Source organism: Acetobacter tropicalis, assembly GCF_001580915.1.
Classification (GTDB): Bacteria; Pseudomonadota; Alphaproteobacteria; order Acetobacterales; family Acetobacteraceae; genus Acetobacter; species Acetobacter tropicalis.
The window spans coordinates 1-14,106 of record NZ_LHZQ01000202.1; the positions used below are offsets into that span (position 1 = coordinate 1).

11 protein-coding genes are annotated in these 14,106 nt (G+C 52.6%); 4 read left to right on the plus strand and 7 right to left on the minus strand.

Features of this window, described 5'->3' with window-relative positions; genetic code table 11:
• Window positions 1-179: 179 nt before the first annotated feature.
• A complete protein-coding gene (locus AD944_RS07810; RefSeq protein ID WP_082741349.1) occupies window positions 180-2,501 on the minus strand; it encodes a TonB-dependent receptor in 2,322 nt (773 codons plus the stop codon).
• A 238-nt stretch (window positions 2,502-2,739) separates the two neighbouring features.
• On the opposite strand from AD944_RS07810, the gene AD944_RS07815 reads away from it, so the two are divergent.
• Window positions 2,740-3,588 (plus strand): phytanoyl-CoA dioxygenase family protein, encoded by an 849-nt coding sequence (locus AD944_RS07815; RefSeq protein ID WP_045543606.1) that lies wholly within the window; start codon window positions 2,740-2,742, stop codon window positions 3,586-3,588.
• Window positions 3,589-3,848: 260 nt separating this feature from the next.
• Here AD944_RS07815 and AD944_RS07820 read toward each other — a convergent pair whose 3' ends face one another.
• The 6 genes from AD944_RS07820 to AD944_RS07850 all read right to left on the minus strand — a co-directional run bounded on the left by AD944_RS07820 (window position 3,849) and on the right by AD944_RS07850 (window position 10,395).
• Window positions 3,849-4,595 (minus strand): class II aldolase/adducin family protein, encoded by a 747-nt coding sequence (locus tag AD944_RS07820; protein ID WP_045543605.1) that lies wholly within the window; start codon window positions 4,593-4,595, stop codon window positions 3,849-3,851.
• A 38-nt stretch (window positions 4,596-4,633) separates the two neighbouring features.
• Window positions 4,634-5,698 carry an isopenicillin N synthase family dioxygenase gene (locus tag AD944_RS07825; RefSeq protein ID WP_045543604.1) on the minus strand — a complete coding sequence of 355 codons (1,065 nt, stop codon included), beginning with the start codon at window positions 5,696-5,698 and terminating at the stop codon, window positions 4,634-4,636.
• A 14-nt stretch (window positions 5,699-5,712) separates the two neighbouring features.
• Entirely contained in the window at window positions 5,713-6,564 is an 852-nt protein-coding gene (locus AD944_RS07830; protein WP_045543603.1) for a sugar phosphate isomerase/epimerase family protein, read from the minus strand.
• 339 nt (window positions 6,565-6,903) lie between these two features.
• Window positions 6,904-7,629 (minus strand): amino acid ABC transporter ATP-binding protein, encoded by a 726-nt coding sequence (locus AD944_RS07840; protein WP_045543612.1) that lies wholly within the window; start codon window positions 7,627-7,629, stop codon window positions 6,904-6,906.
• Window positions 7,630-7,693: 64 nt separating this feature from the next.
• Entirely contained in the window at window positions 7,694-9,214 is a 1,521-nt protein-coding gene (locus AD944_RS07845) for an ABC transporter substrate-binding protein/permease (RefSeq protein WP_373317150.1), read from the minus strand.
• Between the two features lie 200 nt (window positions 9,215-9,414).
• Complete coding sequence (locus tag AD944_RS07850) at window positions 9,415-10,395, minus strand: LysR family transcriptional regulator (RefSeq protein WP_035378842.1); 981 nt, start codon at window positions 10,393-10,395, stop codon at window positions 9,415-9,417.
• Between the two features lie 427 nt (window positions 10,396-10,822).
• Between AD944_RS07850 and AD944_RS07855 the strand changes: the two genes are divergently transcribed.
• The 3 genes from AD944_RS07855 (at window position 10,823) to AD944_RS07865 (ending at window position 14,099) form a co-directional block, all read left to right on the plus strand.
• Complete coding sequence (locus AD944_RS07855; RefSeq protein WP_035378844.1) at window positions 10,823-11,695, plus strand: dimethylarginine dimethylaminohydrolase family protein; 873 nt, start codon at window positions 10,823-10,825, stop codon at window positions 11,693-11,695.
• 127 nt (window positions 11,696-11,822) lie between these two features.
• Window positions 11,823-12,764 carry a 2-hydroxyacid dehydrogenase gene (locus AD944_RS07860; RefSeq protein WP_045543601.1) on the plus strand — a complete coding sequence of 314 codons (942 nt, stop codon included), beginning with the start codon at window positions 11,823-11,825 and terminating at the stop codon, window positions 12,762-12,764.
• 84 nt (window positions 12,765-12,848) lie between these two features.
• Complete coding sequence (locus AD944_RS07865) at window positions 12,849-14,099, plus strand: M20 family metallo-hydrolase (protein WP_045543600.1); 1,251 nt, start codon at window positions 12,849-12,851, stop codon at window positions 14,097-14,099.
• Window positions 14,100-14,106 lie beyond the last annotated feature (7 nt).

A 14,106-nucleotide genomic window follows, 5' to 3' on the forward strand; every position in this document is an offset into this window, starting at 1 on the left:
TCTCATTCAAAAGCCACTCTTTTTATGGGGGGATTACCGAATAATAGTGTGTCAGGAGGTCTGCCAGGAAATAGCCGATGGGAACGCTGTGTGTTTTATAAAGAAGTAAGTCAAAGTCGAGAACTGTGAGGCCGGTTTTTTCTTGTCTGCTATCGGCCTCACATGGTTTTTCAATGTGCCTAGAAATTGTAGGTCAGATCTCCACCAATCCACCGGGGTGTTTGTCTGTATTCCACACGGGAATTGTCGTTGCTGGAAAAAGAGTAGGTATTTCCGTGTTTGTTCAGAAGGTTATCTACCCAGACTGATGCTTCCCACTTGCTGTTGGCGGGACGCAACGCCAGACGCATGCCCATGGAGCTGATTTTGTCGGTAATACCGTTTGGATCGGCCAGACCGTCAATCTGGTTATCTTTCCACGTATAGCTGACCTGATACGCCATGACGTAATTTTTAGACAGATTCCACTGATAGCGTGCCACCGCATCCCATGAAAAACGTGGAGAGAACGGTAGAACGGTATTGTTGGAGATAGGGGCAATCAGGCTCATCCCACGTACAGATGAGGGGGCTTTGAGAATAATCCCATCCATATAGGAAAAACCGGCGTTAAAATCGAGCCCTTTGATCGGTGTTACCCACCGTGCCTGTAGTTCTCCACCGCGGGATCTGGCGCGTGGAACATTGCCCAATGTTCCTGCAACACCAGTAAGCGTGTTAGCGACCACCAGTGTTTGACGGTTATGGTATTCATAGTCAAACAGTGCGCCCTGTAGAGTAAGTTTGCGGTTGAAGAACGAAGCCTTGGCACCGACCTCATACGCTACCAGGTTTTCTGGCCTTACATAGGCCAATGCCTGCTGACTGCCAACGGCAGCAGAATAATAGGTGCCGGGTTTGTAGCCGTTGGAAATTGTAGCATACAGCAGCACATCGGGCGTGACCTGATATTCTGCACCAACTTTTCCGGTAAAGCGGTTATTATATCGTGTCTGGCTGATATGGGTGAGATTAGCCATGGGCACGCCGCTGACTGCGCCATCATTATCAACTGTGCCACCAAAATAAGACCGTTGGTCCATGGAATAGCGGCCGCCGAAAATCAGGCGAAACTTGTTTGTCACTTTTACAACGTTGTTGGTATAGACACCAAACGAGACATTCTGCTGCCGGTAGTCAGATGTAAAATTGGCGCTTGGCATCTCATACAGGTCTTTTTCCATATGTTTGTAAAGACCGTCGATATGATCGAAGGATTCAAACAGACCCACTGTCCACCGCACAGGCGACGTCGCTTTGGAAGCCAGATGGATATCCTGAGACTGCACAAAATAGTTGTCTCGGAAGTGGTAGTCTGACCGTTCCAGACGGGATCCATCAAAGTTATCGTAAATTCGGCGGGAATACGCATCCACAGCAGAGGTTGCCACCAATGTGGCAAAGCTGAAATCATGCCGGAGCGTAAGAGCGGCACCTCCTCCATTTTCTCGACGGCTAACGGGAAAATCGCCCACATTTACGCGGGTTGCATCACGGTTGGAACCGGAGACACCATTGGTACCTACAGGCAAGCCCATCAAGCTATCTGTTGTCGTATTCTGTGGGGAGTTGGGTGTGCCGTAATTACGCGTATAATGGATGTTCAGCAAAAGGGATGTTTTGTCATCCAGTTCAAACTTTGTCATGTTGCGCACAGCAAGAAGATCATTGCTGCCATAGCGGTTACCGTTATGCAGGTCTTTCTGCCAGCCATCCCCATTGCGATAGGAAAAGGCAAAACGATCTGTAATCCGGTCTGTCAGTGCACCGTTAATTGCCCCCTTGGCGGTGTTGGTCGCATAACTGCTGTAACCCCATGTCAGATAACCGCCAAATTGATCGGTAGGTTTGACAGATTCATAATTTATGGCTCCACCGGTTGCGCTTCGGCCAGAGTCAAACCCTTGCGGGCCTTTCATGACATCTACATGCTGGATATCCAGCATCTGCCCTGAGTAGAAAACAGGAAAAGGAGAGTAGATCCCATCAAAATACATGCCAATGCCGCTCATGTTCGAGGCATTGAAATCATCCAGTCCTACCCCGCGTATACTGAAAATGGGTACACTGCCGGACGTAGCTTCAACGGCGCTTAGCCCGGGCACAAACCCCGCAATATCCTTGGGGTTGTTAAGGTTGAGTGCCCGAATTTCCGCGCCACCAATGGAGGTGACTGCTCCGGCCGTATGCATGGCGGCATTTCTATGGCTGGTGCGGACCTCAAGATCTTCCACCGCGCCTTCAATGGAGCGGGGACGGGGCGCAGTCTTTCGTTTTGTAGCTGGGGCGTGTTTTTTTACACTCCCTGCTTTGCCCGTAACTGCTGATACGGGTTGCGCATTTGCAAGGGGGATAAGGTTTGTATGTGCCCATTCTGCGCCTGCAAAAACGGCACAACAGAGGAGAAGCTGTTTTCTGCGTAGTCCGGTTCTTCCGGAAGGCTGACAACGACCAGACATCATGATCTGTGGTTTCCTTATCCTCAAATCTCTGTTGAAGAACCAGCAAGATCTGGCAGGCGGTGTGGCCAGTCTGCATTTTCTTCCGGAAGAGTAACAGAATTTGTCTTGAGGAGGAGAGCTTTTCAGGCGTTTCAGTTATCAAATGGAAAAAGTTTACTTTTCGAAATAATTGACCGAAATCATGCTTTTTTTCTGGCATTATCCTGGCAACAGAGCCGCAAGAAGGAAGTGATTCGTAATGTCTCCCTTTATTACCTCTCCGTTCATATCTGAAGAGCAATATGCCCAGTTCCAACAGGATGGAGCACTGTGCCTTCGTAACGTGATACCAGATGAAACAGTGGAAGCACTAAAAAAGGCGTTGCCTGAGGCTATCGCTGCGGCTGGCCCGCATCATTTCAAGTTTGGCAACCCGGAAGAAAAAGGTGGTTTTTTCGGGGATGTTCTAGTGTGGCAGCGTGTTCCTGCTTTTCGTGATTTTGTGTGGTCTGGCCCGCTGGCACATGTGGCGGGTGCATTGATGCATTCTCGTACTGTCACATTTTACCATGATTTTCTGCTGATCAAGGAGGGAGGTACGTCCAAACGTACACCGTGGCATCAGGATCAATCTTACTGGTGTGTGGATGGCTCTCAGGCGCTTACGGTGTGGATGCCGTTAGATGAGATTCCGCTTGAAACATCTCTGGAATTTGTCCGTGGGTCGCATCTGTGGAACACGCTTTATGAAGCCGTGCCGTTTGACAGTGCCAGTAGTTTCAATGGGAGCCGCGATAATCGCCCTCAGATTCCAGATATTGATGCTGCACGGGCGGATCATGATATTCTGAAATGGGCTCTGAAGCCCGGTGACTGTTTGGTATTCCACTGTCGTACGTTGCATGCTGCACCAGGAAACGCCAATCCCAATCGTTCGCGCCGTGTGCTTTCCACGTGCTGGGCTGGGGACGATGCGCGCTATATGGAAATAGAAAGCGATTTGGCTCCGCCCGTGAAAGGAGACAATCTTATCCCGGGTGGTCCACTCACCTGTGCTACTTTTCCGCAGATACTTCCTGCACCCACTTCAGTGTCAGGTGTCATATAGCGTCTGTGTTAAGGCCTGTTAATGCTTGAATGTTTTTCTATTTTTTTCGTATAGAAAAAAGAAATAACAGGCATTTTTATAGATGCATTATGAGGAAGGCGGTACAAGCTTATCCCCTTGAATAAGTAGATCAAGAGGAACAGATGTGGGGTTGGAAGTAGGCAGAGTTGCCGGCATCCCTGCCCGTAACCGGCATAGGGGCGCAGTTGGATAACTGTTCGTCCCTATGCCTATCTCCGTATCAGCTGGGTAGTCTAAGGTTAGTTCTTGTAGTCAGGCTGTTCTCTGTCCAGTTTGCGGCGGAGTGCCTGCCAGATAAGCTCGCCCTGATCAGGGTCATCATCAAACTGCTTTTTGGTACGAAGGATTTTTTCTTCGGATGGAATATGCAACGGTACCCCTGTTGCTTGTGCCGCAATCTGGATACGGCATGCCTGCTCTATATAATACATCCGGTAAAAGGCCTGGGCTACGGTCGCGCCCACAGTGAGGAGGCCGTGATTTTGTAGGATGAGCGCGCAATGGCTGCCCAGATCACGCACCAGGCGTTCACGCTCGCTCAGATTATCATCCGCGGCAATACCCTCGTAGCCATGAAAACCCACAGCGTTATAAAATTCGATATTCATCTGGTTCAGGGGAAGAATTTTCTGTTCCTGAGCAGCAACAACCATGCCTGCTACGGTATGGCTATGCATGACACACGCGGCATCAGGTCTGCTGCGATGGATAGCAGAATGAATGACAAACCCGGCAGGATTGACCGGCCAGGATGTTTCCTGCCGCGGTTGGCCGTCTGCATCCACAATGACCAGAGAACTGGCCGTGATTTCCTCAAAAAGCAGCCCATATGGGTTTACCAGATAGCGGTGGCTTTCACCGGGCAACCGTACGGACAGATGCGTGTAAACCAGATCGGTCATGTTGAAGAGCGCCATAAGGCGGTAGGCCGCCGCCAGTTCTTCACGCAGCGTTTGTTCTGTTGAGGCAGGAGAGGCAAGAGACATCAAAAACACGTCCTGTTTTTATAAAACATGCGGCCGTTTCAGGCTGCTGATTGAGGTTTGGCCCGTTTGAAATGGCCAAAAGTAGCAGTTTTGCGTGCCCCTTCAGGCAGAGTGAGTTTGCCTTCCTGCACGCGGCGCACCAGATACTGATAGGTTTGCAGCGCCTGCGCCCACATATGCTCGCCAATGGTGATGGTTTCGTAATTCTCATTCCCTGTGGCGAAGGCGGGCAGCGGACGAATTTGGGTATGATAGTCACAGGCGTAGAACAAAGGAAAGGAGTAGCGTTCTTCCTTGACGCTCCGTACGCGGTGGGCTGTTGCCACAAAGGCGCCGGCCGTCATCACTTCCAGCATATCCCCGATATTGACCACAAAAGCGCCGGGAATGGGCGGGGCGTCAATCCAGTCTCCGTGCCCGTTCATAACTTCCAGCCCCGGCTGGTCCGCCAGAAGAATGGTAAAGCACTCGTAATCCGTATGCGCCCCAATACCCGGGGCGTCTTGCGCCTCGGCATCATAGGGATAGTGGATCATGCGCAGTTTTGACGGTGGAAAATTGGCGTGATCATCAAAATAGGTTTCTGGCAGATCAAGAGCGAGAGCAAAGCCACGGAACAGCGTGCGACCGAGTGAGAAAACCGCTTTGTAGTAGGCCTGTGCGGCCTCCTTGAAGCCGGGAACTGTGGGCCAGTTATTCGGGCCCAGCAGCGGCGTGCCTGCCTTGACCAGTGGGTTATCTGCCGGAACCTCAAAGCCGATATCAAAGGCTTCCTTGTGGTCTGGCCGCCCAGAACCGTACACTTCCTCGCCTTCAGGAACAAAGCCTTTGTGGGTGGCGGACGTGCCGATGTAATAGTCCATCTTGCGCTCAAAGGGTTGAGCGAAGAAGTTTTTCGCGGCTTCGCGCACGCCTTTGATCAGATCATCAGGCACTTGATGGCCGGAGATATAGAGGAAGCCGACATTCCGGGCGGCTTGCCCTAGCTCTTCCGCCACGGCTTTACGGTCTTGCGGGTTTTCACTGTACAGGCCCGCAATATTGACAACCGGGATGGACGTGAAGGTTTCAGTCTGTTCTGCCTGAGGGGTGTTTGATGTCATGTCGGGATCTCCGGTTAAGGGCAGAGGGTCATGAACTGTTTGAAGTGGACCTGTTCCGTTTGGCCCATCCACACATTCAGGCTCCACAAATCGGCAATGGGGGCGTTGGTGAAGGGCAGCGTGTGCAGGTAACCATCAGGCCCGCATTCTGGGGTGAGAGTGGTGACGCTATACCCACGTTTCTTTTGCGCCAGCCATATCTGTTCCCAGATGTGCTGATGGAAGCGGAGGGCAGGTTCGTATTCGGGGGCAGCAGGATGCGGCACCTGTGGGCCCTGATCATAGCCAACGCGTGCCTGAACGTGATGCACGCGGCTTAGAAAAGCTGAGAAATCATCAAGCGGGTCATTCAGAAGCCGCTCGCAACTGACAACCCAGTGGCTGATATCGGCAGTGAACAGGATATCATCGGCAAGCTGTGGCAGCACATCCATCGTGACCCACGGGGTGGCCAGAATGCGGGAGCGATGTGTTTCAAAACTGCACAGCAGCCCCATTTCCTGCCCGATGGCATGAGCGCGGGTTATGAACTCAGCCTGCTGTGAGGCAGACCAGCGATCATTCCCCCCCAGCACGTTGATGAAGCGCGGCTTCATGCAGAGTGCGCGCTCAAGAGCAGATCGCAGATCAGCCAGATGATCTTCAATGGTGGCCGCCTGATGCGGGATCACGCCGCCGCCTGTCATGGCGATGGCAATATAGGGAATACCTTCTCCTGCCAGCACATCCGCATTTTGGCGGGCCTCGTCCATGGTGGCGGGGATGCGGGCTTCAATACCGGTAAAGCCCGCTTTTTTCAGGTCGTCTATCGCGGCGTGCCAGGGACGGAAATCTCCCCATAATGTTTTGAAAACATCAAGACGCATTGGATGATCCTGAAAGCAGGCCCCAGCCTGATTGAGGCAGAACTGGAGCGTATTGATGACCGATAACGAGAGGGGAAGTCCATTCCCGGCAGGTGGCATGCCTGTAGAGGTGGCTTGTCTGGCTGTTTTGTGTAGGCAGACAGAAATTTGCAGGGGCGTGTACCAAGCCGTTTTTCAGAAAAAAGCGGAGAGAACGGGTGGTCATGACATCCCCTGTAGGCGGAAGCAGGCAAACCTGCTCAGGTAACAACTTCATTTCTAGTTAATAATGAAGTGGGAGAATTTTCGTTTGAAATGTTGCAAACCTTACTTTTGGTGGGGCTCGCGCGTGGAGGTGCCTCAGTAGCGGATCATCTGGTTCAGGAAGTTCTGGGCCCGTTCCGTCTGCGGCGTTGTGAAAAACTCTTCCGGCGGCGTGATTTCCAGAATGCGGCCACGGTCCATGAAAATGATCTTATCAGCAATATGGCGGCTGAAAGCCATCTCATGTGTCACACACAGGGTGGTGATACCCTGTTCTGCCAAAGTGTTCATGATGCTGACCACGCCGGTAATGGCTTCCGGATCAAGGGCGGCGGTTGGTTCATCAAACAGTATGACCTCAGGCTGCATGCACAGGGCGCGTGCAATGGCCACACGTTGCTGTTGGCCGCCTGAAAGCTGAATGGGATATTTGTTGGCCTGCTCCGGAATGCCTACCTGTTGCAGAAAGTGGAGGGCCATATCCTTCGCTTCCTTGCGCGAGAGGCTGCGCACAAGCTGAGGGGCAAGAGTGCAGTTGTCCACTACGCTCAGATGAGGGAACAGATTGTAGTTCTGGAACACCATGCCAACCATGCAGCGGAGCGGGGTAAGGTTGGTCTTGTCATCAATCACAGTGCCATCAATCAGAATGCTGCCGCTGTCATGTGGTTCAATTCTGTTGAAGGTGCGGATAAGGGTGGATTTGCCCGAGCCGGAGGGCCCCAGCACAACAATCTTCTCCCCACGCTGAACATCAAAGTTCAGTCGGTCCAGCGCAACAAAATCTCCGTAGAGCTTGCTCATGTTTCGCACGGAAATCATGGAGCCGTCAGCCAAAGGGCCAACGGCGTCGTGAAGGGCAGGGGCCGCGCCGGTCAGATCAGGTTCAGGAGGCATTGGCGGAAGCTTTCTTGCGGTCAGCCCAGGAAAAACGACGCTCAACCCGTTTTTGCAGAAACAGGAAAAAGAACACCATGGCCAGATAATAGACCAGTGCGGCTGCGTAATATTCCGTAAATTCGAACGTGCGGGCCACCTGTACCTGCGTAATGGCCAGAAGTTCCTGCAGGGAGATCACGGAAGCCAGAGAGGTAGTTTTCAAGAGACTGATGAAGTCATTGATGGTGGGCGGCAGGGCAATGCGCAGCGCTTGAGGGAAGATCACGTAGCGGTAAACTTGCCGTCGGCTCATGCCCAGTGCATCTGCCGCCAGTTCCTGTCCTGCATCCACAGCGCTCAGGGCCGAGCGGTTGATTTCCACCTGATAGGCGGATTCATTGATGGAAAGCGCCACGAGTGTTGCCAGAAAAGGCGTGAACCATTGTTCCCGGAAGATAGGAAAAAATTGCGGCAAGGCATTCCAGATAAACAGAAGTTGCAAGAGCGTGGGGGCACCCCTGAAAACCGAGACATAGGTTTTCAGAACAGCCTTGAGAAGGGAGTTGCCGCGACCATTGAGGGTAATAGCCATGGGGATGGAAATGACAATGGCAATGGCGTGGGATAAGAGTGCCACGGCCAAGGTAATAAAGGCTCCCCGCAGGAAGGCCATGGAGGTCAGGGCAGAGAAAAAAGCGCCCCAATTGAAGGCTGAGGCGCCTGTGTCTTGTGTAAGCGCCTGCTCAGTCTGGGATGAAATGGACCATTTCTGACGGTAGGCGGTAAGGGTACCGTCCTGTTCCAAGGTAGAAATGGCATTTTGGACCAGTGTGCGGTCCTGTGCGTTCTTGCGTAGATAGATGGCGAAGTGTCTGTAGTCCGAATAGTCGGGTTTCAGGATAATACGGACCTTGCCGTGCAGTTGCTTCTGCCGAAAATAAAGTTCCACGTCTTGGCTGACAAAAGCAAACACGCGGCCAATCAGCACCTGCTGTACAACCTGATCTTCTGTAGGATATTGCTGGATGATAATGGGCAGTTTGCCCGCGGCGGTCAGGGCCTCGTTTTCACGATTGATGCGGGTAGCGTAACTGGTCCCAGACTGCACGGCTATGGTTTTGCCGGATAGATCAGCCATGCTGTTGATGGGTGCGGTATTGGCGCGTGCCACAACCGTGAGTGCCGTGTCCTGATAGGCAACAGCATCAAAATTCTTTTCCCGATCCGGCAACTGGATAATGCCGCTGATCACCATGCCACAGCGTTGTGCGCCAAGGCTGGGGAACAGGCCCGTAAAATCCATGGGAATGATGGAGAGTGTGGCGTGCCATCGTTCAGCCAGCGCGCGGGCGACATCAATGTCCATGCCCTCCGGCTTGCTGGCGTCCGACCCTTTCACAAAGGTCATGGGAGGCAAGGTTGGGTTTGTGCAGACTGTTAAAGTGCCATTCTGAACAAAAGATGGGATATCTTCCTGATGACCTTGGGCATGGGCGACGTTTGCGCCTCCCATCATCAGTCCGGCCATAAGCAGGAAAGTGGTTCTGATATGGTGCACCGGTTTCCTCAACGGGAACGCCTTACGGGAGAACCCTATACCGGAGAGGCGTTGCCGGAAAAAATTGTTCCTGGCGTAAGGTGTTCCAATGGCGGCTCGGGAAGCGTGTAAAGGTGCGGTAAGAGGCAGGTCAGGATGTGAAGACCCAGAAAGCCATGGCGTTAAGGGCATCAGTAGGATTCTTCCAAAAGAGCGCGGAATGTTTCAACCATCAATCCTGTTTCCGGAGAGGAACGCGCCAGAAAATGAAAGCAGGTGATCAGTTGCAGGTTGTGAAACGAAATGCGTCGAAGCAGCCCACGGTCTACCAGTGGTTTGGCGAAGGCCTCTGGTAGAAAGCCAATAAAATTACCGGACAGGATAAGGAGGGCGCGGGCATCCACATTTTCCGCGGCAGCGTGAAATGAGAAATGGGAGCGGAGTTCATTCCACTGGGGAGATGTGGCGGCTTCTGCCACGGCAATCATGCGCTGGGCGGTCAAGATTTCCAGCGTAATGTTATCTTCCGGCACGGAAAACAGTGGGTGGCGCGCGCCGCAATAGAGATTGAGGGCTTCTGCCACCAGCGGGGTGCCTTTTACGTCCGGCATGTCCTGCGGGTAGAGGGCGATGCCAGCCGTGGCTTGGCCGTTCATGACGGCAACTTCCACCTCTCGTGTCGAGGCGGAATGAACGGTCATGAATACATTTGGGTTCTGGGTGGTAAAGGTTTCTATAGCCCTCACCAGAGGAGTTTCCCCATGGGCTTGAATGTTATCCGGTACATAAAGGCGAAATATGCCGGAGAGTACCCCGCTGATCTGATTGATGCGCTGTTGAAAGCGCTGAATATCCAGCAAGAGGCTTTTGGTGGCTTCCAGTAAGGCGCGGCCTTCTCCCGTCAGGGAGAACCCACTACGCCCGCGTAAGCACAGCTTAAGGCCAAGCCGGGTTTCAAGGGCGGAAATGTCCAGACTGATGGAGGATTTGCTTTTGCCCAAGGAAATTTCTGCCGCAGAAAACCCGCCCTGTTCCGCTACGGTATGAAATACCCGCAGCAGCCGCAGATCAACCTCAGAAACCTGCCCCTGAAAGCCGCTGCTGCGTCTATGTTTTGGGGAACGAACGACTGAAGATGTTTTTGCTGGCGGGGGAGAAGCTGATCTTATCATGTGGATCTGGCGTGTCCTCTGTCAGATATAACATGCTGGAGAGATAACAACAGGATGTGAAGCAAGGTTCCTGCCTGATGAACGGCGGATAAACGCTTCGGCTAGAGGGTGAGCAAGGGGCAGTCCATTCTCCTGAGTTTTTGATCCGGCCTAGAAGACTGAGCCTGCGGCTTTCGAAAAAAAGATGCAAGAGGGGAATGATCCTCTTCCCCCTATCCTGAAGGCCGTCACAGGATGCGATGAAAGGGAGAGGATTCGGTAGTTATACTGATAATAAAGGCTATTTTTGTAAGAGTAAGATTTTCGGATGGGGCATTCATTCTGATGATTAACAAAATGACAAAGTGAACTCCGGTTTATTCTTATTTTGGAGCCGTTCTAAATTGGTTAGTGTGGGCGAGAATTCAGCAGTCTAAGGATTTCAGGAATGAAAGCGAACCGGTGGTTTATTGATAGCGAGACCGGTGATCTGGCTGATGTGCTTCTGTGCCCGCCTGAGTATTATCAGTGGATTCCCAGTAATGATATCGCCATTCAGACCATGGCACAGGGGGGAGCGGTTGACCGTGCAGCCCTGAATATCCAGTTTGCCGAACTGGTTTCCACTTTGCGGGAAGCAGATGTTTCCTGCCATTTCCTGAAGCCTCAGGAAGGAATGCCGTATCAGGTCTATACGCGGGATAGCTCACAGACCACACCGTTTGGTACGGTTGTGACGCGCCTCTCTCGTCCTGAACGGGTTGGGGAAGAAACAGAAATCCGGTCTTTCTATGGGGCGGATGAGATCTGGAAAACCTGTACAAAAGGAAACATTGAAGGCGGGGATATTCATATCATCCGTCCGGGTCTGCTGGCTGTTGGAGTAAGTGGTGGACGTACGGATGAAGCCGGAGCCGCCGAATTTATCAGCTGGTTTGAAGAGGCTGGCTGGACCTGCCGCATGATACGCTTCCCTGAGCATTTCCTGCATCTGGATGTGATTTTCACCATGGTGGCTGAAAATCTGGCGATTGCAGCCGTTGATTGTATTGCGGATGAAGATCTGGATTGGTTCCGGGCGCAGGGTATTCGTCTTCTGCCGGTGTCCTATAAAGAAGCGATGCGTGATATGGGGTGTAATGTGCTGGCACTGGGGCGCGAGCGCGTTGTAAGCCCGCACCATTCAACCCGTATTAATCAGATGTTGCGGGCTGAAGGGCTGACAGTGCTTGACCCAGAACTCAACCAGTTTTCCCGGGGGGGCGGCAGTGTGCACTGCATGACCATGCCACTGCGTCGGAAATCGCTTCAATCAGTCTAAAGGCTGTTTCCGCCCCTCTCTTGCAGAAAGCGGAGAGGGGGAGTGAAAATCTGGTGCTGAGGCTCTGCGCCCAGCATGACCAGAGGCTGTGGTCGGTAGCAGAAGCGTGTGCCTGGGAGAATAAAGCGTGGTCAGGCTTATTATCAGTGCTGATGGGGCAGACCAATTTGAAAGCTGGAAAAAAGCTTTTTTAGAGGTATCGCCTGATCTGGATGTCTGTTCGTGGTATGAAGCTTCCGTAAAGCCGGGTGAGGCGGATTATGCTTTGGTCTGGACCCCCGAAGAGGACCATTTTGAACAGCTCTCTTTCGTAAAAGGTATTTTATGCGTCGGGGCAGGGGTTGATCACCTGCTGCGTACACCGCAGTTTCCGCGTCATGTTCCACTCGTGCGTATGGGGGGGGCGCAGACGGCTGAACTGATGGCAGATTATATAACCTGGGCGGCAATCGGCCTGTTGCGTGACGCGCGGACATGGGCTGTTCAACAGGCTGGGCATATCTGGTCCTATAATGGTGTGGCCAGAACCAGTGGGGAGACCCGGATTGGCGTTATGGGGCTTGGGCATCTGGGGAGCCACGTAGCAGCTCATCTGGGGCGCATAGGGTTTCAGGTCTCAGGCTGGCGGCGTTCAACAGGCCTTCTGGCGGGTGTAGACGTGTTTTCCGGTAAGGCTGCTTTGCCAGATTTTTTGAAAAAATCTGATATTCTTGTTAATCTTCTGCCAAGTACAGCCGAAACCCGTGGGTTGATAACATATTCTTTCCTGAGTGCGCTTCCGCAGGGCGCTGGCTTTATTAATGTCGGCCGTGGAGATCATGTGGTGCAGGCCGATTTGGTGCGTGCATTGGATGAGGGGATGATCAGCGGTGCAGTGCTGGATGTGGTGACACCAGATCCGTTGCCTCCCACTTCCTCGCTTTGGTCGCACCCGCGTATTACGGTTACTCCGCATGTTGCATCTGTAGCTTCCAGAAATATGCAGGCGCGTTACGTTGCAGAGACCATTGCCCAGATGGAGCGTGGTGAACAGCCTCCTCTGCTTTATGATCCTGAAAAAGGATACTAAAAACAAAGTGGTTTCAAGATCTCCAATACTGACCTTCTGATAAAAGACGATCAGAACCCTTAACTGAGAAAGCGGAGAAAGCACATGGTTGCTCAAAGTAATATTGTAGTGGACGGTGCCGCTTTGTGGTCGGACTTGATGGAAACCGCACAGTTTGGGGCAACAGCCAAAGGGGGGATATGCCGTCTCGCTTTGTCAGGAGAAGATGCAAAAGTAAGGGCGTGGTTCAAAAGTACCTGTGAGGCTCTGGGGTGTGTTGTCTCGTGTGATTCCATGGGTAATCAGTTTGCGCGGAGAATGGGTGAAGAAGACGGGCTGGCTCCCATCATGATTGGCAGTCATCTAGATACCCAACCTACCGGCGGAAAATTTGATGGCATTCTAGGCGTGATGGGCGGTATTGCCGTGTTGCGCGCGCTACGCGATGCTGGCTTGAGCACGCGGCACCCTATTGAAATTATCAACTGGACCAACGAGGAAGGGGCGCGTTTTACGCCCCCTATGCTGGCATCAGGCGTGTTCGGAGGCGTATTTACCCAGGAGTTTGCCCAAAGTCGTGCAGACCGTGCAGGTGTAAGATTAGGGGAAGCACTGGAGGAAATCGGCTACGTTGGAGCGGAGGTCTGCGGTGAGCATCCTGCTGCTGCGTATTTTGAACTACACATTGAACAGGGACCAGTGCTGGAAGCCGAGCAGCGGACGATTGGCGTGGTGCAGGGCGTGCAGGGGATGCGCTGGTATAACGTGACTGTAAAGGGGCAGGATGCGCATGCGGGAACAACTCCCATGACCATGCGCTCTGATGCGTTATGGGGTGCAGCCCGTATGATTGACGCAGTGCATCAGGTTGCCATGGATCACGCGCCGGATGGTTTGGGTACAGTGGGTATTATAGATTGTTTGCCTGGCAGTAGTAACGTTGTGCCCGGAGAAGTACAGTTTACTGTAGATTTACGCCATCCGTCCGATAGTGTTCTTGAAAAGATGGAAGAAAAATTCCGTCAATGCATGAACTATCTGGCCACACAATGCGGTGTGGAAATGGATATTACCCCCACTTGGGTGTCTGCAGCTGTTCATTTTGACCCGCTTTGCGTGGAATGTGTGCGTGAAAGCGCACAGGCGCTGGGTTATTCCTTGCGGGATATTGTCTCCGGCGCAGGGCATGACGCTGTCTACGTAGCGCAAGTGGCACCTACAGCCATGATCTTTGTGCCGTGCTGGAAAGGTATCAGCCACAACGAGGCGGAAAGCGCAGAACCCGAACATGTTACAGCAGGAGCTAATGTGTTGCTGCATGCCATTCTGGCAGCGGACGCCAGACTGGATGCCTGAGGCATCT